At 71.7% G+C, this 24,591-nt stretch carries 20 protein-coding genes; 12 read left to right on the plus strand and 8 right to left on the minus strand.

From position 1 onward, the window contains the following. Positions 1-350 precede the first annotated feature (350 nt). Complete coding sequence (locus ADK36_RS31330; RefSeq protein ID WP_053199909.1) at positions 351-1,430, plus strand: S1C family serine protease; 1,080 nt, start codon at positions 351-353, stop codon at positions 1,428-1,430. 52 nt (positions 1,431-1,482) lie between these two features. Here ADK36_RS31330 and ADK36_RS31335 read toward each other — a convergent pair whose 3' ends face one another. Next, positions 1,483-1,692 (minus strand): hypothetical protein, encoded by a 210-nt coding sequence (locus ADK36_RS31335; protein ID WP_030047716.1) that lies wholly within the window; start codon positions 1,690-1,692, stop codon positions 1,483-1,485. Between the two features lie 112 nt (positions 1,693-1,804). Here ADK36_RS31335 and ADK36_RS31340 point away from each other — a divergent pair, with 112 nt between their 5' ends. Further along, positions 1,805-3,007 (plus strand): bifunctional adenosylcobinamide kinase/adenosylcobinamide-phosphate guanylyltransferase, encoded by a 1,203-nt coding sequence (locus ADK36_RS31340; protein ID WP_053199911.1) that lies wholly within the window; start codon positions 1,805-1,807, stop codon positions 3,005-3,007. Between the two features lie 142 nt (positions 3,008-3,149). Here the strand turns inward: ADK36_RS31340 and ADK36_RS31345 are convergent, their stop codons facing one another. Continuing rightward, on the minus strand, positions 3,150-3,956 hold the full coding sequence (locus ADK36_RS31345) for a class I SAM-dependent methyltransferase (RefSeq protein WP_048585149.1): 807 nt from the start codon (positions 3,954-3,956) through the stop codon (positions 3,150-3,152). A 227-nt stretch (positions 3,957-4,183) separates the two neighbouring features. On the opposite strand from ADK36_RS31345, the gene cobT reads away from it, so the two are divergent. Further along, entirely contained in the window at positions 4,184-5,317 is a 1,134-nt protein-coding gene (gene cobT, locus ADK36_RS31350) for a nicotinate-nucleotide--dimethylbenzimidazole phosphoribosyltransferase (protein ID WP_048585148.1), read from the plus strand. A 115-nt stretch (positions 5,318-5,432) separates the two neighbouring features. After that, on the plus strand, positions 5,433-6,140 hold the full coding sequence (locus ADK36_RS49120) for a hypothetical protein (RefSeq protein ID WP_053199913.1): 708 nt from the start codon (positions 5,433-5,435) through the stop codon (positions 6,138-6,140). On the opposite strand, the gene ADK36_RS31360 is transcribed toward ADK36_RS49120, so the two are convergent. Beyond that, positions 6,080-6,844: a hypothetical protein gene (locus ADK36_RS31360; RefSeq protein WP_048585146.1), complete on the minus strand. Its 765-nt coding sequence runs from the start codon at positions 6,842-6,844 to the stop codon at positions 6,080-6,082. The two genes, ADK36_RS49120 and ADK36_RS31360, sit on opposite strands and share 61 nt — an antisense overlap. A 73-nt stretch (positions 6,845-6,917) precedes the next feature. Between ADK36_RS31360 and ADK36_RS31365 the strand changes: the two genes are divergently transcribed. Then, positions 6,918-7,727: an adenosylcobinamide-GDP ribazoletransferase gene (locus ADK36_RS31365; RefSeq protein WP_048585145.1), complete on the plus strand. Its 810-nt coding sequence runs from the start codon at positions 6,918-6,920 to the stop codon at positions 7,725-7,727. 13 nt (positions 7,728-7,740) lie between these two features. On the opposite strand, the gene ADK36_RS31370 is transcribed toward ADK36_RS31365, so the two are convergent. The 5 genes from ADK36_RS31370 to ADK36_RS31390 form a co-directional block, all read right to left on the minus strand. Next, positions 7,741-8,538: an endo alpha-1,4 polygalactosaminidase gene (locus tag ADK36_RS31370; RefSeq protein WP_048585144.1), complete on the minus strand. Its 798-nt coding sequence runs from the start codon at positions 8,536-8,538 to the stop codon at positions 7,741-7,743. Then, on the minus strand, positions 8,535-9,212 hold the full coding sequence (locus tag ADK36_RS31375; protein WP_048585143.1) for a spherulation-specific family 4 protein: 678 nt from the start codon (positions 9,210-9,212) through the stop codon (positions 8,535-8,537). The genes ADK36_RS31370 and ADK36_RS31375 overlap by 4 nt, the downstream gene beginning before the upstream one ends. Beyond that, complete coding sequence (locus ADK36_RS31380; RefSeq protein ID WP_048585142.1) at positions 9,209-10,729, minus strand: hypothetical protein; 1,521 nt, start codon at positions 10,727-10,729, stop codon at positions 9,209-9,211. The genes ADK36_RS31375 and ADK36_RS31380 overlap by 4 nt, the downstream gene beginning before the upstream one ends. Then, positions 10,726-12,249, minus strand: a complete 1,524-nt coding sequence (gene pelF / locus ADK36_RS31385) for a GT4 family glycosyltransferase PelF (RefSeq protein ID WP_048585141.1) — start codon at positions 12,247-12,249, stop codon at positions 10,726-10,728. The genes ADK36_RS31380 and pelF overlap by 4 nt, the downstream gene beginning before the upstream one ends. 108 nt (positions 12,250-12,357) lie before the next feature. Continuing rightward, on the minus strand, positions 12,358-14,394 hold the full coding sequence (locus ADK36_RS31390) for a hypothetical protein (RefSeq protein ID WP_048585140.1): 2,037 nt from the start codon (positions 14,392-14,394) through the stop codon (positions 12,358-12,360). Positions 14,395-14,457: 63 nt separating this feature from the next. On the opposite strand from ADK36_RS31390, the gene ADK36_RS51060 reads away from it, so the two are divergent. From ADK36_RS51060 to aceE, 7 genes are all read left to right on the plus strand, one after another. Continuing rightward, a complete protein-coding gene (locus ADK36_RS51060) occupies positions 14,458-14,583 on the plus strand; it encodes a hypothetical protein (RefSeq protein WP_267887429.1) in 126 nt (41 codons plus the stop codon). Between the two features lie 180 nt (positions 14,584-14,763). Further along, the gene (locus tag ADK36_RS31395; RefSeq protein ID WP_048585139.1) at positions 14,764-16,305 is read left to right on the plus strand and encodes a leucyl aminopeptidase; all 1,542 of its coding nucleotides are present in this window, start codon (positions 14,764-14,766) and stop codon (positions 16,303-16,305) included. A gap of 256 nt (positions 16,306-16,561) precedes the next feature. Then, on the plus strand, positions 16,562-17,950 hold the full coding sequence (gene lpdA, locus ADK36_RS31400; protein WP_048585138.1) for a dihydrolipoyl dehydrogenase: 1,389 nt from the start codon (positions 16,562-16,564) through the stop codon (positions 17,948-17,950). A gap of 59 nt (positions 17,951-18,009) precedes the next feature. After that, positions 18,010-19,788: a 2-oxoglutarate dehydrogenase, E2 component, dihydrolipoamide succinyltransferase gene (gene sucB, locus ADK36_RS31405; protein ID WP_053199915.1), complete on the plus strand. Its 1,779-nt coding sequence runs from the start codon at positions 18,010-18,012 to the stop codon at positions 19,786-19,788. 329 nt (positions 19,789-20,117) lie between these two features. After that, positions 20,118-20,750, plus strand: coding sequence for a GntR family transcriptional regulator (locus tag ADK36_RS31410; protein WP_048585136.1), 633 nt, complete (start codon positions 20,118-20,120; stop codon positions 20,748-20,750). A gap of 116 nt (positions 20,751-20,866) precedes the next feature. Beyond that, entirely contained in the window at positions 20,867-21,304 is a 438-nt protein-coding gene (locus ADK36_RS49125; RefSeq protein WP_159391220.1) for a hypothetical protein, read from the plus strand. A 298-nt stretch (positions 21,305-21,602) separates the two neighbouring features. Beyond that, positions 21,603-24,305 (plus strand): pyruvate dehydrogenase (acetyl-transferring), homodimeric type, encoded by a 2,703-nt coding sequence (aceE, locus tag ADK36_RS31420; protein WP_053199919.1) that lies wholly within the window; start codon positions 21,603-21,605, stop codon positions 24,303-24,305. The last annotated feature ends 286 nt before the right edge of the window (positions 24,306-24,591 follow it).

Genomic DNA, 24,591 nt, shown 5'->3' on the forward strand with positions numbered 1-24,591 from the left:
CCATCCGGAACCACACAACCCCAACCCAAAAACCCGCCAAGTACGCAGGCCCAAGCCCCCTGCCCACGCGCAGTCTGAGCCCGACGCCCGTCCGGGAGTACGCAGGCCAAGCCCGAAGTCCCCGCAAAGTGCAGCCGTCCGAAGCACACGGGCCCAGGCGACGCCGGTCCGAAACACACGGGCCGAGCCCGACGCCCGTCCGAAGCACACGGGCCCAACCGACGCCCATCCGAAGTGCGCGGCGCGGGCCCAGCCCGATGCTCATTCGACGCCCATCCGAAGTGCGCAGGCGCGGCTCGTTCGGGTGAGCAGGGCGGGCCGGATCGTGGATCCGCGGTGAGACTCGGGGCATGGATGCTCGCCGTTCCCGTGCTCTGCGGCCCGCTCTTCCGATCGTCGCTCTCCTCTGCTGCCTCGGGCTCGTCGCCGGGTGTTCCGGCTCCTCGTCCTCGCGGGAGCGGGAGGACTCGACGAGCCAGGCCGCCGTTCCGAAGACGGTCGGGGCCGTCGACGATCTGCAGGACGGCTATCTGAAGGTGATCAGGGACGTGCTGCCCTCGGTCGTGCAGATCCGGGCCAGGAACGACCTGGGATCGGGCGTGGTCTACGACGGTCAGGGACACATCGTCACCAACGCGCATGTCGTCGGGGACGAGCACACGTTCCGGGTGACGACCGCCAACAGCGAGGACGAACTCACCGCGCGGCTCGTCTCCTCGTACCCGGAACAGGACCTCGCCGTCGTGAAACTGGAGCGGGTGCCGGAGGGGCTGAAGGCGGCGAGGCTCGGGGACTCCTCGAAGGTGGAGGTCGGCCAGATCGTGCTGGCCATGGGCTCGCCCCTCGGGCTGGCGTCCAGCGTGACGCAGGGCATCGTCTCGGCGACCGGACGCACCGTCACCGAGGGCAGCGGCAACGGCGGTACGGGCGCGACGATCGCCAACATGGTGCAGACGTCGGCCGCCATCAACCCCGGCAACAGCGGCGGCGCCCTGGTGAACCTCGACGGCCGGGTCATCGGTATCCCGACCCTGGCCGCCACCGACCCCAGCCTCGGGGAGGGCGCGGCGCCCGGCATCGGGTTCGCGATCCCGGCGTCGACGGTGAAGTCGATCGCGGACCAGATCATCCAGGACGGCAGGGTCACCGACTCGGGCCGGGCGGCGCTCGGCATCACGGCCCGTACGGTCGTGAACGACGACTACCAGGCGGCGGGCGTGGCCGTCGTCGAGGTGCTGGCGGGCGGGGCGGCCGACAAGGCCGGTCTGGAGCCCGGGGACATCATCACCCGGCTGGGTGACGAGGACATCACCACCATCACGTCCCTGTCCGAGGCGCTGGCCGGCGACAAGCCGGGTGAGCGGACGACGGTGACGTTCACCCGCGACGGCAGTGAGAAGAAGGTGGATGTGACGTTGGGCGAGCAGTGACGCTGGTGAGCAGTGACGTGGGGCGAGGGCGGACCGCCCTCGCCCCGGCGGCTCATGCCTCGGCGTGCAGGCTCATCGGCCCGTAGATCTCGCCGGAGTCCTCGAACAGCCGCACCTGGTCCGCGCCGCCCTCCTGAAGTGCCTTCCAGTGCTCGCCGATCCATGACTCGGCGTCCCCTTGGGTGGTGAACTCCTCGGGCTGCACCGCGGGCTGGACCTCCGCCCCGTCGGCCTTCTCGAACCGCCACGTCCATGCCGCCATGTACGCCTCCAAGGTGTCAGCACGTGCAGACTGCGAGCCGGATCGAGGTCCGGCTCCTGCCCTGAGCCTAGTCGGATGCGCGAGACCTGCGTGGACAGGCGAAAATCAGTCCGTGGAACTGACTCTCCTCGGCACCGGTGCCCCCGCGGGACTCCCCCGCCCCGACTGCCCGTGCGCGGCCTGCGCGACCGCGCTCGGGGGTGACGCGCGGGCGGCGACCGCCTTGCTCGTGGACGGGGCGCTGCTGCTGGATCTGACGCCCGGGGCGGCGTTCGCGGCGGCCCGCGCCGGGCGTTCGCTGGGGAACGTACGGCAGGTGCTGCTGTCGCATCCGCACAACGGGCCCGCCGTCGAGGTGCCGGCCGGGGTGCCGCAGCCCGGGCGGGTGCCGGACGGGCGGGAGTTGGCGTTGCTGACGGGGCATCGGGTGCGGGCGGTGGCGATGGACTCGCCGGGCACGGGGTACGCGGTGACCGGGCCGGACGGGCAGCGGCTGCTGTATCTGCCGCCGGGGGGTGCGCCGGCCGGGCTGGAGAACGGGTCCGTCGGGATGTACGACATGGTGGTCGCCGACGTCGTGGGACGGCCGGACGCGCTGGCCAGGCTGCGGGCGGTGGGGGCGCTCGGGCCGACGACGGACGTCGTCGCCGTACATCTGGATCATGACGCTCCGCCGGGCACCGAACTGCGGCGGCGGCTGGCCGCGGCGGGGGCTCGGGCGGTGCCGGACGGGACGACGCTGACGGTGGGGGCGTACGAGGACGTGCCGGACGTGCCGCGCCGGACCCTGGTGCTGGGCGGGGCCCGGTCCGGGAAGTCGGTGGAGGCGGAGCGGCGGCTGGAGGCGTTCCCGGACGTGCTGTACGTGGCGACGGGCGGCACCCGGGGCGGGGACGAGGAGTGGGCGGCGCGGGTCGCCCTGCACCGGGAGCGGCGGCCGGGGTCGTGGCGTACGGCCGAGACGTGCGATCTGCTGCCGCTGCTGGCCGAGGAGGGGGCGCCGTTGCTGATCGACTGTCTGTCCCTGTGGCTGACGGACGCGATGGACTCCGTGGGGGCGTGGGATGACGCGGTGTGGGCGGATGGCGGGGAGCGTGCCCTGCGGGGGCGGGTGCGCGAGCTTGCGGAGGCGGTGCGTCGGACGCGGCGGACTGTTGTCGCCGTGTCGAACGAGGTGGGCTCGGGGATTGTGCCGGCTACTGCTTCGGGGCGGCGGTATCGGGACGAGTTGGGGCGGCTGAATGCTGCGTTCGCCTCGGAGTGCGAGCAGGTGGTGCTGGTGGTGGCGGGGCAGGCGGTCGTGCTTCGTGGCTGAGTTCGCCTATGAGAGTGCCGCGGATCGTCGTTGTGCGTCTGCGGTTTCGTTGTGACCGGTCGCGCCCGCGCGACGGCAGCCGCACATCGGATACAGCCCCGCGCCCCTTCGGGGCGCGCCCCGGTCACCGGCGCTCCAAGGCTCAGGTCGGCTCCTTGCGGGCGATGACTCTGTACGCGTTCGAGAAGCGGGTGGCGCGTAGGAACGGGGCCAGAAGGTGGTCCAAAGCCCAGGCCACGGCTACCAGGGGTGCGCAGGCCCGGGACAGGAGTGAGGGCAGCAGGCGGGTCAGGGCCAGTGAGGTGGTGGCCGCGATGTCGTACGGGATGTGCGGGGCGCGGTGGTCCGCCGAGATGACCGTGCAGCCCTGGAGTTCCAGTTCCTCGCAGAGGGTGTCCAGGGGCATCAGGTGCAGATGGCCGGGGCGGCTGTGCGGGATCCACAACCTGCCGAGCAGTACGGCGAACACACTGCGTGGGTTGGGGAGTTCGAGGAGGAGATGGCCGCCCGGGCGGAGGACCGTGAGGGCGGCGCGGAGTTCCTCGCGGGGGTCCGGGGCGTGTTCCAGGTGGCGGAACATGCTGACGACGTCGTAGCGGGCGCGGAGCCGGGCCGTGATGCGGGGGTCCGTGAGGTGGCCGACGTGGGCTTCCTCCACCCGTTCGGCCACGCGGGCGTCCAGGACACGGTGGGTCAGGTCCAGGCCGTCGAACGCCGTGTACGGGAAGAGTTCCTTCGCCGCCTCCGGGAAGCGGGCGAAGCCCGTGCCGACGTCCAGCCAGCTCTCCGGCTCGGGGAACGGGAGCGCCGCGCGGGCCGCGGCTCTCAGCCGGCGGTACGGCAGCCGGCTGAGCCGCAGGTGCCGGGGGACGAAGCGCAGGTCCCGGCATCTGGCGAGAGTGAACGCGCAGTCGGCGCGGTGTCGTTCGGAGGGTGCGGTCGCGGTCATGAGCGGCTCCCGGGCGCGAGGGCGTACGGCGGGGGCGTACGCCCGGGGGGTACGGCGGGTGGTGCGAGCATGCCCGGACCATGCCCCGACAATCCACTGCAAAACGGAACGTATGGGATGCCGATCTTGGGTGCAACGACGTCGGGCGGACGTGGCGGTGATGTGGCGGGGTCCCTGGTGGCCAGGTGGCGCCGTTCTGTTCGACCGGTGCCGGTACTGTTCGGCGAATGAGCTCGCTTAATCTCGACGACTTCACTGATCTGATCGAGCGCCCCGACGGAGGGGTACGCCGTGACGCAGAGGCGCGCCGTGAGCGTCAGATCGTGCCGCCCGGGGCGCTGGGCCGCCTCGACGACCTGGGTGAGTGGCTGGCGGCCGCGCAGTCCGCCGTGCCGGTACGGCCGATCGAACGGCCGCGGGTGGTTCTGTTCGCCGGTGACCACGGTGTCGCCGAGCTGGGCGTGTCGGCGCGGGAGGCGGGCAGCGCCGCGGAGTTGGTGCGGGAGATCCTGGAGGGCGGCCGGCCGGTGTCCGTGCTCGCGCGGCGGCTCGGGGTTCCGGTGCGGGTCGTGGACATGGCGCTGGACTGCGACCCGGAGTCGCTGCCGGAGGCTGTCGTACGGCATCGGGTGCGGCGCGGCAGCGGCCGTATCGACGTCGAGGACGCGCTCACGCCGGAGGAGGCCGAGGCGGCCTTCCGGGCCGGGGTCGCGGTGGCCGACGAGGAGGCCGACTCCGGTACGGATCTGGTGGTGCTCGGCGATGTGAGTGTCGGCGGGACCACGGCGGCGGGAGTGCTGGTGGCCGCGCTGTGCGGGACCGACGCGTCGGTCGTCACCGGGCGGGGCGGGCTGGCCATCGACGACCTGGCCTGGATGCGCAAGTGCGCGGCGATCCGGGACGCATTGCGCCGGGCGCGGCCCGTGCTCGGGGACCAACTGCAGCTGCTCGCGACGGTGGGCGGTGCCGACCTCGCCGCGATCACCGGGTTCCTGCTCCAGAGCGCGGCACGGAAGATGCCGGTCGTGCTGGACGGGGTGGTCGTCGCCGCCTGCGCCCTGGTGGGGCAGCGGATCGCCTTCCGGGCGCCGGACTGGTGGCTGGCCGCGCACAACAGCGGGGAGCCCGGGCAGGCGAAGGCGCTGGACCGCATGGCCCTGGAGCCCCTGCTCGACCCGGGCGTGAAGGTCGGCGAGGGCGCCGGAGGGCTGCTGGCCCTGCCGATGGTCCAGTCCGCCGCCGCGCTGGCCGCGGAACTCCCGGAGAAGCCCGAGAAGCCCGAGGACTCGGAGGACTCGGAGGACTCGGAGATGATGCCGGGTGCCGAGGAGCCTGAGGCGGGACGGCCTGCGACCGAGTAATCGGTAATCGCCGCGGGCAGGGTGCCGGCGTCCGGCCGGGCAGCGCGTCCCCACCGAGGGATGAAAGGTACGAAAGGGGCGATTGCCGGTAACTGTCGGCATAGGATCCCCACTCGTGAGAGCTGACACCCTCGGTCGCCGGGCCCGTGCCGAGTGGGGTGCCTTGTACCTCGCCGTACGGAGGGCGTCGGCCGAGCGGCGGTGGTGGGCGGCTGTGCCGATGACCGTGGGGGCCGTCTGTCTGACGGGGCTCGTGCAGGTCGTGCAGAACCAGTCCTGGGGCTATCAGGTAGTCCAGAACCTCGGGGCCGTGAAGGCCGAGGATCCGCTGTGGCTGGCGCTCCTGCGGACGCCGCTGTCCCTCTTCGTGCCCGCCCTCGACCTGCCGGTGTGGGGTGCGCTCGCGCAGATCCTGCTCGTGTTCGGGCTCGCCGAGCTCTGCCTCGGCTGGTGGCGGACCCTCGTCGTCGCCTACGTCGCGACCCTCGCCGGAACCCTGTACGCGCGCGTGGGCATCGCGCTCGGCCCGGACAACCCGATCGGGCTGCCCGCCTCGGACGCGCGGGTCGTGGACACGGGACCGTCGGCGGCCGTGGTGGGCCTGGCGGTCTTCCTCGGGTGGCGCTACGGCGCGTATGCCACGGCCGGTGCGGTGATCGCGGCGATGGTCGTCGAGGTCGCGCTGAAGGAGAACCTCGCCGGCAAGGAGCACCTGGCCGCCGTCGCGGCGGTGCTGGTGCTGTGCGCGGTGGGGGCGGTGCGTCAGCGGCGTTCCAGGGCGCGGGCCGAGTCGACGTCGGGTGCGCCGCCGATCCAGTCCTGAAGCTTGCGGCTGGGTCCCGCCCAGCGCTTGTCGTGGTGGTAGGCGCGCAGCTGGGCCCTGGCGCGGGCGCGCGGCCTGCGGCGGTAGAAGCGTTTCGCCCAGGGGGACGTGGGGCGGGCCAGGCGGACGGCACCGAACAGGGCGATGAAGGGGATGACCACCCCGAAGATCGCGATCCGGGCCTTGCCCTTGGCCAGGGCGATCAGGGCCAGGAGGAAGTTCCCGAAGATCGTACTGAGCACCGACCCCCGGTTCTGCAGCTCTTCGTCGCTGAGGTCGTTGACCCCGAAGGGTGCGTAGCCGAGGAGGAACAGGCCCACCACGGCGGCGGTGAGCACGACCACCTCGACGCTCTTGCGGCCCGCCTCGGTCCAGTAGACGTCGTCCAGATGCAGGATCAGGGCGAACTCGTCCATCACCAGCCCCGCGCCCATCCCGAAGACCACCGCGGCGGCGGCCGAGCCGAAGCCGCGCTGCCCGCTGGCCACCGCGCAGAAGCCGCCGATGACCGTGAGGACGACGCCGGGGACGACATGGTGGATGTGGACGGCGCCGGTCTCGATGTTGCGGAAGGGCCCCTTTCCCGCGCGGATGAGGCGGGTGATGACGCGGGTGACGAGGAAGGTGACCACGAAGGCGGTCAGGGCCAGGAGCAGCGGAAGCTTCCCCGGCTCGATGATGTTGCGCTGCCACCAGTCACCCATGTTTTCAGTGTGTGCGCGTCAGGGGTGGGCTGCCTGGCGGGTACGGCGTCCGGGCTAGTCTGCGGGCGTGTCCATGACCCCGCCACCGCTGCCCGGCCTCCGTCTGCGCGGCCTCCTCGCGCACGGCCTCCGCTTCGCCTTCGGCACCCTGAGCGTGCTCCCCGTCAAGGTGAGCCGCTGGGACCGGGAGGCGGCGCGCGGGGGGATGCTGTGCGCCCCGCTGGTCGGGGTGGTCCTGGGCTGCGGTGCCGCCTTCGCCGCGCTGACGCTGCTGTTCCTCGGCGCCGCTCCCCTCCTCGCCGCCGTCGCGGGCGCCGCCGTCCCCGCCGTACTGACCCGTGGACTGCACCTGGACGGCCTCGCCGACACCGCCGACGGGCTGGGCAGCGGCAAGCCCGCCGAGGACGCACTGCGGATCATGAAGCAGTCGGACATCGGGCCCTTCGGCGTCATCACGCTCGTGTTCGTGCTGGTCGCGCAGGTGGCCGCGCTGTCCCGGCTGTACGACGACTCATGGGCCCGGGGCGCCCTCGCCACCGTCGTGTCGGCCGCCGCCGCCCGGCTCGCACTCACCGTCGCCGCGCGGACCGGCGTACCCGCCGCCCGCCCGGAGGGGCTGGGGGCCGCGGTGGCCGGCGTCGTGCCCGTACGGGGTGCGGTGGCCGTCGCCCTGGCCGTGACGGGCGTCGCCGCCGCGGCGGGAGCGCTGCTCGGGACGGACGACATCGCCCGCGCCGCCCTCGCGGCCCTCGCCGCGCTCGCCGCCGCCGAGCTGCTGCTGCGGCACTGCGTCCGCCGCTTCGGGGGCGTCACCGGTGACGTCTTCGGCGGGATCGCGGAGACGGCGGCGACGACCGCGCTCGTGGTGCTGTCACTGGGCTGAGCCTCGGCACCCGTCAGCAGGCCCGGCGCCATACCCCCAGCTCGTACCTCTTCAGCATCGAACTCAGCTTCAGGCGACGCGACTCGGCGCAGAAGCTGCGCGTCGGGACCTCGTACTCGACGTGGAACACCGCCTTGCCCGCCTTCACGAAGGGGCTCAGGGCCGCGCATTCCCCGTACTGGGCGCACTGTTCGTTGACCGCGAAGTCGAAGTCGCCGACCAGCTCGGGGATCTGGTCCAGGTCGTTCTTCAGGCCGACCGCCATACCCCGCTCGTGGGCCAGCTCGGCGATCAGACGGTTGTAGCGGAGCTGGTCGGATGCCTTCAGCGGGAAGCCGGTGCGGTTCTGGTAGCCGTCCATGTTGTCCGGCTCCACCGCGTCGAAGCCCTTCTCGCGGCACATGTCGACACGGGCCGCCATCAAGGGCTCCAGCACGTCCGTGCGGCGGATGTCGAGCCAGCGCTCGCCCTCCCAGCCGTTGCCCTTGCCGAGCACCGACTTGGGGAACTTCCCGGCGTCGGGGCGCCAGTCCTCCCACGCGCCGGTGGAGAGGTAGCAGATGACCTTGCGGCCCTGGTCGTGCAGTGCGGCGACGGTCTTCCCGGACTGGTCGAAGCCGTCGATGTCGTAGACCGGCACGTCGACGGTGGTGTCGATACGGCCGCGGAGCTGCCACTGCCAGGCCACGCCGGGACGCGGCTGCCAGCGCGAGCCGCTCGGGCCGTCCTCGCCGTCGTCGGCGTTGTCGGATGCCGTCGTGCAACCCGCGAGCAGGAGAAGCAGAACGGCCAGCGGAATGAGGCGTCTCACCGAGCGGGCTCCAGGGTGTGCGGCAACGTACCCCAAGGATGATCGCCCATCCCCGGCACCGCGCAGTACACGGAGGCACCGCGGGCACGCGCCAGGTCCCCCGGCACCGCCGGATCGACGTCCGCCGGGACGCCGTACACCAGATGGCACAGGCGCACTCCCCCGCCGCCCCGCCACTGCTGCGGGCCGAGCCGGGTGTACGACGCCCAGGTGCCCTCGAAGGTGACGAGGAGGTCGGCGATCCTGGCGTACGAGGGGTGTGGTGCCGTGCCGTGGTTCAGGGCGAGCGTGCCGCAGCCGACGCCCCAGGCCGCCGTCGCGAGTCGTTGGTAATGGGTGAACTCGGCCCGGCTCACGGCGACTTGGTCGAGGAAGACGCCGTCCGTGCCGTACCAGTCGCGGTGCCGGGTGATGTCGCGTACGACGTCGGCGTGCGGTCGGCGGCCGTAGTCGGTGTCGGCGTAGCCGAGCACCCGCGCTCCCCCGGAGGGGGTACCCCCGGCTGTTCGCAGGCGGGCCGCGACCTCGGCGAACGCCGGGTCGGGCTGCTCGCCGGGGCCGCTGGCCGGGTTCAGCACGACCCCGTAGAGGCGGGGCGCGGCCGCGATGATCGCGTCCCACTCGGCGGGCCGGACGGACGGATGCTCGTAGTAAGGAACCAGCAGATCGTTCATCGGTGGGCGGTCGCCCTCCCCAACAGGGCGCAGACCAGGACGACCTGGGCCACCGCCGCCGTTCCGTGGACAATCAGACCGGCCCAGTGCGGGCTGCCCGTGTGCGTCAGCAGGGCCGCCGTCTGCGCGAGGGCGGCCAGGCAGCAGATCGTCGCCGCGCCGAGCACCGCGCCGAAGGACTGGAGCAGCAATCCCGTCCACAGGACCACGCCCAGCAGGAACAGACCGGCGAGGCGGACGCCCGCGATGCCCGCGGCGTGCGGGGCGTGCGGCCACAGGGCCGCGGTGGCGAGGCTGAGCGCGAGCAGGGTGACCAGGTAGGCGGCGAGGCATTCGACGACCGTGAACACCGTGGTGCGCCGGAACGCCCTCGGTGTGCTGCTGGAGCGCAGGCCCGCGAGGCCGCTGCTGCGGAAGCGGTACAGCAGCCATTCGGCGGGGCCCATGCTCAGGGTGAGGGCGACTGCGGCGGGGGCCGCCACCGCGCTGTGCTGCTCGCCGGTGAGGGCATCTCCCAGGGCCGCGTGGAGGACCAGGACGCCTGTGGCCAGGCCGAAGCAGGCGTATGGAAGGGAGCCCAGGACAGGGGGGCCCGTTGTCGGTTGGCGGCTGCGGGTGTGTTGTGGCTGGTCGCGCTCATGCGGCGGCGGCCGCATATCCGATACGGCCCCGCGCCCCTTGGGGGGTGCCACCTCGCGCAGGCCCAGAAGTACCACCACGGCGAGCGAACCCAGGAGGAGGACTAGACGCGCGGCGTCCGGTACCGGGTGGACCAGCGCAGTCACCGCTCCCGCCGCCATCGGCAACAGCGCGGCCAGCAGAGCCCGTTCGCGGCCCATGACCAGCAGTACCGTCGCCGCGCCCAGGTAGACCGACTGGCCGGCCGCGAAAGCCACGGCGGCCGGGTGGGCGACGCCCGCTACGGCCAGCGCGGCCAGGGCACCGAGCAGCGCGCCGGCCGGGGCGCCCAGGAGCAGCGCGCGGCGGGCGGCACCGCGGTCGCCCAACCCCAGCCACGAGTACGCCCGATGGGCGAGCCCCTGGTTCCAGGTCCACCCGACCAGGGCGCCGGCCAGTAGTGGGACCGTGCCCGCGGGGAGGCCGACGTCGTCCCGCGGCCCCGCGAGCAGGGGGGCGCCGAGGACGTAGCCGAAGCCGGGGAGGGCGAAGACCACGCCTCTGAGCAGGCAGCCGAGCAGGCCGATCCGCCACGGGTCGTGGACCGGGCTCTCGGGCTCCGGGTATCGGCGCTCGACCCGCTCGTAGAGCTCCTCGGCCAGGGCGAAGGAGTTCTTCACGCCGTAGCGCTCGCGTATCTGGTCGTCGGACAGGCCGTCGGACTCCAGCAGCGCGGCGATCTCGTCCGGGTGGACGGCGGCGGCTATGAAGTCGTCGAGGCGTTCGGCGAGTTCGTCGAGGGGGTCGGGCTGCGCCCAGCTGGGTGTGGTGCGCTGGCGCGGGATGGCGGGCAGGGTGTCGGGGCGGGAGCCGGGCGGCATCCAGATGCTTCCGCTCACCAGCCGGTTCCGTCCGTCGCGACCTTCTCGTACCAGGGGTCGCGCAGTTCTAGGGTCCAGTCGGCGACGGTTTCGAGCGTGGGCTCGTACACCTCGGTGCTGCCCGCGAGCTCCTGGTAGATCGTCCGGAAATTGTCCACGGAGCGGCGGAGTGTGAAGCGGTCGATCACGCGCTGTCGGGACAACTCGCCCAGTTCACGGCGCCGTTCGTCGTCCCTCAGCAGTGTCAGTGCGGCAGCCGCCATCTTCTCCGGCTCACGCGGCGGGACGACCAGTCCCGTGTCGCCGACGGCCTCGCGCACTCCCCCGACGTCCGTCGAGACCGTCGTACGGCCGCAGGACATGGCCTCGATGATGGAGAACGGGAAGCCCTCGGAGATCGACGACAGCATGACGACGTGGCCGGCTGCGTAGGCGCGCCAGACCTCGCTGATGCGGCCCTCGAAGGTCAGGCCGTCCGTCAGGCCGAGTTCGGCGGCGAGCTTCTCCAGTCTGGTGCGGTAGGCCTCGCCGCCGGGCGGGACCGGGCCGAACAGCCGCAGGCGGGTTTCCGGGAGTTCGGCGCGGACCATGGCGTAGGCGCGCAGCAGGGTCTCCAGGTCCTTGATGGGGTCGACGCGGCCGCACCAGGTGAGCGTGGGGACCTCGGGCTCGGGGCCGGCGTGCGGGAAGGCGTGCGGGTCGACGCCGTTGTAGACCGTGCGGATCTTGTCGGCGTCGGCGCCGCCGCGCTCCTCCCAGCGGCGGTTGTACTGGTTGCAGGGTGTGATCAGGTCGGCCGTGCGGTAACCGTGTGAATTCAGTTCACGGTAGAAGCCGAGCATGAACGCCTTGACGGGCCAGCGCTGGGCGCCGCCGCGGTAACCGATATAGCGCTCGCGCAGATAGATGCCGTGCTCGGTGAGGAGGAAGGGCACGCCGTCCAGCGTGCGGGCGGCGAGCGCGGGGAGGGTGGCGAGGCCGCTGCTCACCGCGTGGGCGACGGAGTCCTCGGGGATGCGGATCCCGAGCGGGCGCAGGGCGTGTTCCAGCAGGTCGGTCGCGGTGAGGGCGTCGTGCACGGTCGGGCGGGCGGCCGCGGTCGGCAGATGCGGCATCGTCCATATCCACATCAGCGAGCGCAGTGCGGATTCCGTGCGCAGGGCCGCCGACAGGCGTCCGTCGCGGGCGAGTCCGGCCAGCTCGTCCAGGGCCTCGCCGAAGTCGCAGTGCGCCTCGGGGTCGAGGAAGGAGAGCAGGAAGCGCTCGTAGGAGTCGGTGAAACGGCGCCTTGCCCTGCCGTACGGCGCTCGTTTGCGCCCCGGACGCGGGCCCCAGGTCGGTACCGAGGTGTGCCGGTAGACGTTGGGCGGCAGCTCCCAGCTGACGGGTTCGCGGCCCGTGCCGGTGAGCGACACGACGTGGAAGTCGACCTCCGGCATGCCCTTGACGAGCTGGTCGCACCAGGTGCTGACGCCACCGTGGACATGCGGATACGTGCCTTCGGTGAGCATGGTGACATGACGGCCCGTGCGCATCATGCGAGTTCCCCCCTGTGGAACAAAAGGTGATGCTGCGGCTCGGAAGCGCACCCCGGCGGGTCGGTCGTGAAGTGTGCCGGGGTGCGCCTGAGATCCGGCCGGGCCGCCCTACGACGGCAGCTTCAGCTTCAGAGCGCTCTGCAGCAGCGCCGGCGTGGTCCAGGCCGACCGCTCCCCCGCATACGGCGTCCCGAACGCGGTCGTGCTGAGCAGGAGTTGCTTGGTGGTCCCCTCCGGGGCGGTCACCGGGATCTGGGTCCCGGACGGTGCGGTGACGGTGACGGTGTTGCCGATGCGGTAGGCCGTGACGGAGCCCTTCGCCAGGGCGGTCTGCCAGGCGGCGCGGCGCTGGAGCTCGGTGCCGATGGCACTCTGGGCGAGGTTCTCCACCGGGGTGTTGTCGGCGAAGAGTGACTGGTAGTCGGCGAGCACCTTGTCCAGGACCGGGTACAGCGTCCGGTCCTCGGCCAGGTTGGACTGATGCGCGTAGTGCGGGCGCGGGTCGTTGCTGATCACGTGTCCGAGGGCGGTGCGGGCCTCCAGCGGGACGATGTACTCGTCGTACCCGGTGGCCGGGTCCAGCGGGTCGGCCAGACAGGTGGAGGCGGGGTTGTTCTCGCAGACGCCGCTGCCGCCGTCGGCCGTGGCGGTGTAGATCCAGTTGTACTCGTCGACCATCTCCTCCTCGGTGCCCACGTTGTAGTACACGTTCATCGGGTGCCGGGGCACGGTCCGGGCCGCGCCGACCGAACGCTGGGCGGGGTCACGGGAGTTGTCCGAGGCGATCCACTTGACGCCGTTGTCGGCGAGGGCGCCGGCCAGGTTGGGGTTGTCGTCGGGCTGCTGCGGCAGGGTCCTCAGACCCGAGTGCTCGCCGGTCACGAGTTCCGTGCGGTCGAGCGGCAGCCCCTTGCCGACACCCCAGTTGTGGTTGTCCCTGATCTGCGCGGAGATGTCCGCACGGCTCATGTACCGGGTGGTGCCGTCGGCGTTCTTGGCGCAGCTCCACGGGACGGTCGAGGTGTCCTGGACGCAGCCGAGGAACGGGTGCGTGTAGGTGTGGTTGATCCAGCGGTACTGCGCCTTGTCGGCGAGCAGCCGGTCGGTGAGCGCGTCGGTGCCGCCGTTCTCGCTCTTCCACTCCTCGCCGGAGCCGGCGTTGTAGACCATGTCCAGCTTGAAGCCGCGCTGGCGCTGCCACTGCGCGGCGTGGACCGCGTCCTCGGCCGTCATCCGGATCGGCGGTGCCTCCCCGCCACCGCCGCCCACGCAGTCGATGTCACCGGGCGTGCAGTTGCGTTCGGTGTCCCAGCGGGCGTCGGGCGCGAAGACGTCGTCGACATGCACCGCGAAGTAGTTGCGTGCCTGCCCCAGGTGCACGCCCTGCGTCAGCCATTCGACGATGCCCCGGGCGAGGACCCGGAACTGCTGCTGGTACTCGTTGTACGCGAAGGTCACCACCAGCTCGCGGCGCCCGTCGTGGCTGTACTCGCCGATCAGGCTGCCGCGCCCGGAGCCGGCGGGCACGGGGACGTCGACGTAGCTGGTGAATCCGGTACGGGGCCGTGCGGCGAAGCCGTAACTCTCCAGTACGGCCGCGTCGTTGTCCTCGAACGTGAAGGCGCCGTCGAGGTAGCCGAAGTACCCCGCCTTGCCCGCGGTCGTGACGGCCGCCTCGCGCCCGTCGAGGGATCCGGCCCAGCCGCCCTCGCTGGTGTAGTCGAGACCGACGCCCGGGTGGGCCCAGGTGTAGGCGTCGACCTGCGGGATGCCGTAGGTCCGCTCGTAGCTCTCCAGCGCGCTCTGTTCGGCCGAACCCTCGCCGAAGGGCGCCTCGTTGGGCAGGACGACGCCCTGGTACTTGGCGCGGGGCGTGCCGTTCACCGTGTCGCTGAGGAACGCGCCGGTGATGGTCGGGCGGCTCGCGTCGTTCAGGTCGACGGTCGTGTACGGGATGCCGGTGCTCTTGAGCTGGGCGGTGATGGCCCGGACGGGGCTGTCGCCGTTGTCCACGACCAGCACCCTGAGATCGATGCGCGGCTGCGCGGCGGCCGCGGCGCCGGGCACTCCCAGCCCCAGCGCCAGCAGACCGGTGGCCACCACGACAGCGGCCGGGTTTCTCCATCTGTGCGCACTCTGCGCCATAGATCGCCCCTTCCCCCCAGAAGATCCCCTTATGGCCGCTTGCGGTGAACCGGCGGAGGATCCGTGGAAATCATGCAAAGCGGCAAGCTGACGGCTCACCGGAACCAGACGAGTGTGACTCAGCTCACCGGGGTGGAGGATCGCGAAATGACCATGACGCCACCGACAGGTGAACGCCCGCAGGAATGAGCGAACGCTCACACGAGCGTAGGCTCGTCCCGAGTGTTCGCCGTACCGGGGAAGGCCCCGCTGATACCGCACCCGCCGATACCGCACCCGTAGGTCGGAACTAGGGTCGGCCGTCGGGCCCGGTCGACCCACACTATTCGGCCATCACAAACTTCACATCGGAAGCGAGATTCCACCACCGTGACTGCTCTCACTCTCAGCACCGCCGCGGCGCCCGGCCTGCGGGCCGACGCGATCGTGATCGGTGTCGCCAAGGGCTCTGGTCCCAAGGCCACGGGTCCGGTCGTCGCACCGGGCGCCGAGGCCGTGGACAAGGCGTACGACGGCAAGCTCGCCGGTGTCCTGGAGACCCTCGGTGCCTCGGGTGCCGAGGGCGAGGTGACGAAGCTCCCCGCGCCCGCCGGTTTCAAGGCCCCGCTCGTGGTGGCGGTGGGCCTGGGTGCCGCGCCGGAGAAGGACGCCGAGTACGACGGCGAGGCGCTGCGCAAGGCCGCCGGGGTCGCCGCCCGCGCCCTCGCCGGTTCGAAGAAGGCCGCGTTCGCGCTGCCGCTGAACGACGCCGGCGACATCGGTGCCGTCGCCGAGGGCGTGCTGCTCGGTGCGTACTCCTTCGACGCCTACAAGGACAACGGCAAGAACGCGTCGGCCAGGAAGAACGGCAAGGCCCCCCTCGCCGAGGCCGCGCTGCTCGGCGGCAAGCCCCGCGACAAGGAGCACAAGGCCGCCGTCGAGCGCGCCACCGCCGTCGTCGAGGAGCTCAACCGCGCCCGCGACCTGGTCAACACCCCGCCCAACGACCTCACCCCCGAGTCCTTCGCCGCGATCGCCACGGCGGCGGGCAAGGAGCACGGCATCAAGGTGCAGGTGCTCGACGAGAAGGCGCTGACCAAGGGCGGCTACGGCGGCATCCTCGGCGTCGGCTCCGGGTCCGCGGCCGGTCCGCGGCTGGTGAAGCTGTCGTACACGCACGCCAAGGCGGACAAGCACCTCGCCCTCGTCGGCAAGGGCATCACCTACGACTCGGGCGGCATCTCGCTGAAGCCGGCCGGGCACAACGAGACGATGAAGTGCGACATGAGCGGCGCGGCCGCCGTGTTCGCCGCCGTGGTCGCCGCCGCTCGGCTGGGCCTTGAGGTCAACATCACCGGGTGGCTGGCGCTGGCCGAGAACATGCCCTCGGGCTCCGCCGTGCGCCCCGGTGACGTGCTGCGCATGTACAGCGGCAAGACCGTCGAGGTCCTCAACACGGACGCCGAGGGGCGGCTGGTGCTGGCGGACGCCCTCTGGGCCGCGTCGCAGGAGAAGCCGGACGCGATCGTGGACGTCGCGACGCTCACGGGTGCCATGGTGCTGGCGCTCGGCAACCGCACGTTCGCTGTGATGGGCAACGACGACGCGTTCCGCACCGCGGTCCTGGAGGCGGCCGAGGAGGTCGGTGAGGCGTCCTGGCCGATGCCGCTGCCGGAGCACCTGCGCAAGGGGATGGACTCACCGACCGCCGACATCGCCAACATGGGTGAGCGCATGGGCGGTGGCCTGGTCGCGGGTCTCTTCCTGCGCGAGTTCGTGGGCGAGGGGATCACCTGGGCGCACCTGGACATCGCGGGGCCGGCGTTCAACGAGGGCGGGCCTTTCGGGTACACGCCGAAGGGCGGCACCGGCAGCGCGGTACGGACCCTGGTCCGGCTCGCTGAACTCACCGCGGCCGGCGACCTGGGGTGAGGTTCCTCTGAACAGAAGGGGGCTCCGCGCGCGGGTAGGGCGGGGCCCCCTTGTTCATGCGCCTCGCGCATCCGCTCAACTGAACGTGGGACGTCTCACACACCGGCCCGGCGTCTCGTTCGGTGTGGACAAGTGCGAAGATGGGGCTCGGCAGGACAGGGCCCCCACCACAGGGCCGAAGAAAGAGCGGCCGGACACCAGCCGCCGCCCGGTCACCGACGACCGGCGTACGGCGCACATGCATGGAGGACGTGACGTGGCGAACGACGCCAGCACCGTTTTCGACCTAGTGATCCTCGGCGGTGGTAGTGGCGGTTACGCCGCGGCCCTGCGCGGGGCGCAGCTGGGCCTGGACGTCGCCCTGATCGAGAAGGACAAGGTCGGCGGCACCTGCCTGCACCGGGGATGCATCCCCACCAAGGCCCTGCTGCACGCGGGCGAGATCGCCGACCAGGCCCGCGAGAGCGAGCAGTTCGGTGTGAAGGCCACCTTCGAGGGCATCGACATCGCCGGGGTCCACAAGTACAAGGACGGCGTGATCGCCGGCCTGTACAAGGGTCTGCAGGGCCTCGTCGCCTCCCGCAAGGTGACGTACATCGAGGGTGAGGGCCGCCTGTCCTCCCCGACCTCCGTCGACGTGGGCGGCCAGCGCGTCCAGGGCCGCCACGTCCTGCTGGCGACCGGCTCCGTGCCGAAGTCGCTGCCGGGCCTGGAGATCGACGGCAACCGCATCATCTCCTCGGACCACGCTCTCGTCCTGGACCGCGTACCGAAGTCCGCGATCGTCCTCGGCGGCGGTGTCATCGGCGTCGAGTTCGCCTCCGCCTGGAAGTCCTTCGGCACCGACGTCACGGTCATCGAGGGCCTCAAGCACCTCGTCCCGGTCGAGGACGAGAACTCCTCGAAGCTTCTTGAGCGCGCCTTCCGCAAGCGCGGCATCAAGTTCAACCTGGGCACCTTCTTCCAGAAGGCCGAGTACACCGCCGACGGTGTCAAGGTCACCCTCGCCGACGGCAAGGAGTTCGAGGCCGAGGTCCTGCTGGTCGCCGTCGGCCGCGGCCCGGTCTCCGCCGGTCTCGGTTACGAGGAGCAGGGCGTCGCCATGGACCGCGGCTACGTCCTCGTCGACGAGTACATGCGCACCAACGTGCCGACCATCTCCGCCGTCGGTGACCTCGTCCCGACCCTCCAGCTCGCGCACGTCGGCTTCGCCGAGGGCATCCTGGTGGCGGAGCGTCTGGCCGGTCTGAAGACCGTTCCGATCGACTACGACGGTGTCCCGCGGGTGACGTACTGCCACCCGGAGGTCGCCTCCGTCGGTATCACCGAGGCCAAGGCCAAGGAGATCTACGGCGCGGACAAGGTCGTCGCTCTGAAGTACAACCTGGCGGGCAACGGCAAGAGCAAGATCCTGAACACCGCGGGCGAGATCAAGCTCGTCCAGGTCAAGGACGGTGCCGTGGTCGGCGTCCACATGGTCGGCGACCGCATGGGCGAGCAGGTCGGCGAGGCCCAGCTGATCTACAACTGGGAGGCGCTGCCGGCCGAGGTCGCCCAGCTCATCCACGCCCACCCGACGCAGAACGAGGCGCTCGGCGAGGCCCACCTGGCCCTGGCCGGCAAGCCGCTGCACGCGCACGACTGATCCCTCGGTCGAGAAGCGACGACTCAGACTTCCGCAATTCGTAAGGAGCAACCGAAACCATGGCGGTTTCCGTAACCCTTCCGGCGCTCGGCGAGAGCGTCACCGAGGGCACTGTCACCCGCTGGCTGAAGGCCGAGGGTGAGCGCGTAGAGGCCGACGAGCCTCTGCTCGAAGTGTCGACCGACAAGGTCGACACCGAGATCCCCTCCCCCGCCGCCGGCGTCCTGGCCTCCATCAAGGTCGCCGAGGACGAGACGGTCGAGGTCGGCGCCGAGCTGGCCGTGATCGACGACGGCACGGGCGCGCCCGCCGCCGCCCCGGCCCCCGCCGCCGAGCCCGCCCCGGCCGACGAGCCGGAGCCGGCCCCGCAGGCCGCTGCCCCGTCCACCGAGCAGGCCGCCCCGGCCCCGGCGCCCACCGCCGAGGCCACCGCCGGCGCCGGCTCCGCCGAGGGCACGGACGTCGTCCTGCCCGCGCTCGGCGAGTCCGTCACCGAGGGCACCGTCACCCGCTGGCTGAAGTCGGTCGGTGACAGCGTCGAGGCCGACGAGCCGCTGCTGGAGGTGTCGACGGACAAGGTCGACACCGAGATCCCGGCGCCCACCTCCGGCACGCTGCTGGAGATCGTGGTCGGCGAGGACGAGACGGCCGAAGTCGGCGCCAAGCTGGCCGTCATCGGCGTCGCGGGTGCCGCTCCGGCGGCCGCCCCGGCCCCGGCCGCCCCGGCTCCCGCCGCCGCTGCCCCGGCCCCGGCCGCCCCCGCGGCTCCGGCGCCCGCCGCTCCGGCCGCACCCGCCGCTGCCGCCCCGGCTCCGGCCCAGCCCGCGGCTCCGGCTCCCGCGCCGGCCCCGGTCACCCCGGCTCCGGCCGCTGCCGCTCCCGCCGCCGCCAAGGCGACCGACGAGGGCGCCTACGTCACCCCGCTGGTGCGCAAGCTCGCCGCCGAGAACGGCGTCGACCTGGCCACCGTCAAGGGCACCGGCGTCGGCGGCCGTATCCGCAAGCAGGACGTCATCGCCGCCGCCGAGGCCGCGAAGGCCGCCGCTGCTGCTCCGGCTCCGGCCGCCGCCGCCGCTCCGGCCGCCGCCAGGAAGGCGCCGACCCTGGAGGCCTCCCCTCTCCGCGGCCAGACCGTCAAGATGCCCCGCATCCGCAAGGTCATCGGCGACAACATGGTCAAGGCGCTGCACGAGCAGGCCCAGCTGTCGTCGGTCGTCGAGGTCGACGTCACGCGCCTGATGAAGCTGCGCGCCCGGGCGAAGGACTCCTTCGCCGCCCGCGAAGGCGTCAAGCTCTCCCCGATGCCGTTCTTCGTCAAGGCCGCGGCCCAGGCGCTGAAGGCGCACGCGCCCATCAACGCCAAGATCAACGAGGCCGAGGGCACGATCACCTACTTCGACACCGAGAACATCGGTATCGCGGTGGACTCCGAGAAGGGCCTGATGACCCCGGTCATCAAGCACGCGGGCGACCTCAACATCGCCGGCATCGCCAAGGCCACGGCCGACCTGGCGGGCAAGGTCCGCGCCAACAAGATCACGCCCGACGAGCTGTCCGGGGCGACCTTCACCATCTCCAACACCGGTTCGCGCGGGGCGCTCTTCGACACGATCATCGTGCCGCCGGGCCAGGTCGCGATCCTCGGCATCGGCGCCACGGTCAAGCGCCCGGCCGTCCTGGAGACCGAAGAGGGCACGGTCATCGCCGTCCGCGACATGACGTACCTGACCCTGTCCTACGACCACCGCCTGGTCGACGGCGCCGACGCGGCCCGTTACCTGACGGCGGTCAAGGCGATCCTGGAAGCGGGCGAGTTCGAGGTCGAGCTCGGCCTGTAAGCCACCAGGGCCTTGAGCCTGCACGGCGCCCCGTCCGGAGCTTCTCCGGGCGGGGCGCCGCTTTTTGGGGCGCGGCGGAGCCGCATATCGATGCAGCCCCGCGCCCCTTGAGGTGGGTGCAGTGGACGCCCTGAAGGGGCGCGGGGAACTGCGCGACCAGCCACAAACAACCCGCACCCGCCCGACGACAGGTCACACCGAGCTCTTGGGCACCCCCGCCCCACGCCGTGTAAGTCTCGTCTCACCTGCACCAAAGCACCCTTGTCGGCCCACCCAGCGGAGCGCTACGGCCGTATTGTCTAAACGTCAACGCGCCCTAAGGAGCCCTCATGACCGCCCCCGTCATCCACTCGCTGCGCGAACAGATCCGCGAGCACATCCTGGAGGGGATCATCAGCGGGCGCTGGCAGCCGGGCGAGCGGATCGTGGAGCGACGTATCGCCACCGAGCTGGAGGTCAGCCAGACCCCGGTCCGCGAGGCACTGCGCGAGCTGGAGTCGCTGCGGCTGATCGAGTCCGCGCCCAACAAGGGCGTACGCGTTCGGAGTCTCACCGCGGCCGACCTGGAGGAGAGCTACCCGGTCCGGGCCGGCCTGGAGGCCATCGCCGCGGAACTCGCCGCCGACCGCCTCGCGGAGGACTGCTCCGCCCTGGAGCCCCACGTCGCCGCCCTGTACGAGGCCGACCGCAAGGCCGACGGTACGGCGCAGGTGCGGCACACGGTCGCCTTCCACCGCGAACTGGTGCGCGCCGCGGGCAACTCCGTGCTGCTGCACACGTGGGAGGGCCTCGGCATCGAGGTGTTCACGGCCCTGTCCATCCGGTGGCTGGGAACGGTGCAGCAGTCGTACGCGGAGGAGCACGAGGAGCTGGTGGCGGCGTTCCAGCGCCGGGACCCGCGGATCCCCGAGATCGTCAAGGCACATGTACTCGGCTGCGCCCCGCGCCACGAAGGCGAGTAGCGGGCGAATTGCCCGTTCCAACCCGGTTCACCCATACGCCGGGATGGAAGGCGGGCTGGGAGGACCCCCGACCGGGGATCCCCCGGACCCACACCTTCCAGCAGGGGAGGACGACGATGACTTCCCCAGAGCCACAGACCCGGCACGAGGCGCGGCGGACCGGCGGCAAAGTAGTACACCTGCACACCGCACACCCCCGCGTCCCCATCCCCTACGTGACACCGGGCGACATGTTCTCGGGCGCCCGGAAAGCCACCTCCACGGCCACGACGACGGCCACGTCCACCGCCATGGGGATGCTCCCCTCACCCCGCAAGCTGGCCTTCTACGGCATTCTCGGCGGCATGACCGCCGCCGGCGCCATGGCCTGGCCGGTCGCGGTCGCCATCGGCGCCGCCACCGAGGTGATCACCCGCGAGCAGGACGCACACCACCGCCGACAGCACGAGAGCATGCGGCGGGAGGGTGCCGAGGCCGGGCACGAACAAAGCCCGCCGCCCTCCACCGCCGAGCGGGCGGCCCCCGGGACGACCCGGCAGACCGCGACGGGATGAACCCCCGAGCCGTTCGAGCCGCCCAAGCTAGCCACCCCTACCTCAGGTGAGCAGGGGAAACGCGGCACCCCGTGCCTGCTCACCCGGCACCGGATGCCAATTTCCCGCTATCGAGACTTTTTAGCTCTTCCCCCTTTGATCGATCATCGATCAGGGAGTTACAGTCGCCGACGGGCCACGCGGCAGTGCCGCAAGGTGTCACCGCACCGAGGCCCTCCGCCCTGTCCTGCCAAAGACAAAGGGCACCCCCGAACCCTTACCGATGAGGGAACCCCCTTCGACTGAGGAAGGCGGCGACATGACCGACCCCAACGCCATCCAGCCGAGCGCGCTCGACCAGCTCCCCGACCGCGACCCGGAGGAGACCGCCGAATGGCAGGCCTCGCTGGACGCGGTCGCCAAGGCTGCCGGTCCGCACCGCGCGGCGTATCTGATGCGCCGCACGCTGGAGAGGGCCGAGGGCACCGGCATCGCGCTGCCCAAGCTCCTCGAGACCGACTACGTCAACACCATCCCGACCTCCGCCGAGCCGGCCGTGCCCGGTGACGAGGCGATGGAGTCCCGTATCACCGCGTGGAACCGCTGGAACGCGGCCGCCATGGTGTCCCGGGGCAGCAAACACGGCGTCGGCGGCCACATCGCCACCTTCGCCTCCGCGGCCTGGCTCTACGAGACCGGCTTCAACCACTTCTTCAAGGGCAAGGAGGGGGACGGCTCCGGCGACCAGCTGTACATCCAGGGCCACGCCTCCCCCGGCATCTACGCCCGCGCCTTCCTCGACGGCCGGCTGAACGAGGGCCACCTCGACAACTTCCGCCAGGAGGCCGGCGGCAACGGACTCCCGTCCTACCCGCACCCCCGCCGCCTGCCCTGGCTGTGGGAGTTCCCGACGGTGTCCATGGGCCTCGGCCCGCTGTCGGCGATCTACCAGGCACGCTTCAACCGCTATCTGACGGCGCGCGGCATCAAGGACGTCTCGAACTCCCACGTCTGGGCGTTCCTCGGCGACGGCGAAATGGACGAGCCGGAGTCCACGGCGGCACTCGCCCTGGCCTCCCGCGAGGGCCTGGACAACCTGACCTTCGTCATCAACTGCAACCTCCAGCGCCTCGACGGCCCGGTCCGCGCCAACTTCAAGATCGTGCAGGAGCTGGAGGCCCAGTTCCGCGGCGCCGGCTGGAACGTCGTGAAGTCGCTGTGGGGTACGGCGTGGGACGAGCTGTTCCAGCTCGACACGACCGGCGCGCTCGTACGCCGCCTGCGCGAGGTACCCGACGCGCAGGTGCAGACGTACCAGACCCGCGACGCCGCCTACATCCGCCAGGACTTCTTCGGCAAGGACCCGGCGCTCGTCGAGCTGGCGAAGCTGCTCAGCGACGACAAGATCCTGGAGTGCTTCCACCTCTCCCGCGGCGGCCACGAGGCCCGCAAGGTCTTCGCCGCGTACAAGGCCGCCCTGGAGTTCAAGGGCGCGCCGACCGTGATCCTGGCCCAGACGGTCAAGGGCTTCACCCTCGGCGAGGGCTTCGCGTCGAAGAACGCCAACCACCAGATGAAGAAGCTGACGGTGGACGAGTTCAAGGCGATGCGGGACCTGCTGGAGCTGCCGATCTCCGACAGCCAGTTCGTCGACGGGGTCGTCCCCTACGGCCACCCCGGCGCCGACTCCCCCGAGGTCCGCTACCTCCAGGAGCGCCGCGCGGCCCTCGGCGGCCCGGCCCCGGCCCGCCGCGTGCACCCGGTGGCCCCGCTGCCGGCCCCGGCGGACAAGGTCTTCGCGTCCTTCGACAAGGGCTCGGGTACGCAGAACGTCGCGACCACCATGGCCTTCGTCCGCCTCGTCAAGGACCTGGTCCGCGACAAGGAGACGGGCAAGCGCTGGGTGCCGATCGTCCCCGACGAGGCCCGCACCTTCGGCATGGAGAGCCTCTTCCCGTCCCTGGGCATCTACTCGCCCAAGGGCCAGACGTACGAGCCGGTCGACCGCGACCAGCTGATGTACTACAAGGAGGCCAAGAACGGCCAGATCCTCAACGAGGGGATCACCGAGGCCGGTTCGATGGCCGACTTCATCGCCGCGTCCACCGCGTACTCCACGCACGGTGAGGCGATGATCCCGTTCTACATCTTCTACTCGATGTTCGGCTGGCAGCGCACGGCCGACCAGATGTGGCAGCTCGGCGACCAGCTCGGCCGCGGCTTCCTGGTCGGTGCGACGGCGGGCCGTACGACGCTGACGGGCGAGGGCCTGCAGCACGCCGACGGCCACTCGCCGGTGATCGCGGCGACGAACCCGGCGGCGCTGACGTACGACCCGGCGTTCGCGTACGAGGTCGCGGCGATCGTCAAGGACGGTCTGCGCCGGATGTACGGCGAGGCGGCGCCGGGCGAGGACCCGAACGTCTTCTACTACCTCACCGTCTACAACGAGCCGCTGCCGCAGCCCGCGAAGCCGCAGGGCCTCGGCATCGACGAGGGCATCGTCAAGGGCCTGTACCGCTTCAGCACGGCGGAGTCGGCCGAGCTGTCCCCGACGGCGAACGCCCCGCGCATCCAGCTGCTCGGCTCCGGCACGGCGATCCACTGGGTCATCGAGGCGCAGAAGCTGCTCGCGGAGGAGTGGGGCGTGGCGGCCGACGTATGGTCCGCGACCTCCTGGACGGAGCTCCGGCGCGACGCGCTGGAGGCCGACGCGGCCCTGCTCCGCGGCGAGGAGCGGGTGCCGTACGTCCGTCAGGCGCTGCACGGCGCCGAGGGCCCGGTGCTGGCCGTCTCCGACTACATGCGCCAGGTCCCCGACCAGATCGCGCAGTGGGTCGAGCAGGACTACTCCTCGCTGGGCGCGGACGGCTTCGGCCTCTCCGACACCCGTGAGGCGGCCCGCCGCCACTTCGGCGTCGACGCGCGGTCGATCGTCGTCGCGGCCCTGGCCCAGCTCGCGAAGCGGGGCGAGGTCAAGGCGACGGCGGTGAAGGAAGCGCGGGAGAAGTACGGCCTGTAGGACGCGCAAGGGGTTTCGCCCCCGCCGCCCCTACCCGTCCCATCCCCAGGGGCTCCGCCCCTTCGACCCCGGTGGTCTTTCGGGTGCGGGCGGGAGGGGGCCGGTCGCGCCCACGCGGTGGAGCCGCACATCGATACAGCCCCGCGCCCCTTCTGGGGCTCCGCCCCAGACCCCGCTGGATCTTTCAGCCCGTCCGGCGTTTGAGGACGAGGCCCGCAGGGCCGACAGCGGGGGTCTGGGGGCGCAGCCCCCAGGGATGGGACGGGTAGGGGCGGCGGGGGCGAGG

The sequence above is a fragment of the Streptomyces viridochromogenes genome, assembly GCF_001270495.1.
GTDB classification, from domain to species: Bacteria; Actinomycetota; Actinomycetes; order Streptomycetales; family Streptomycetaceae; genus Streptomyces; species Streptomyces viridochromogenes_A.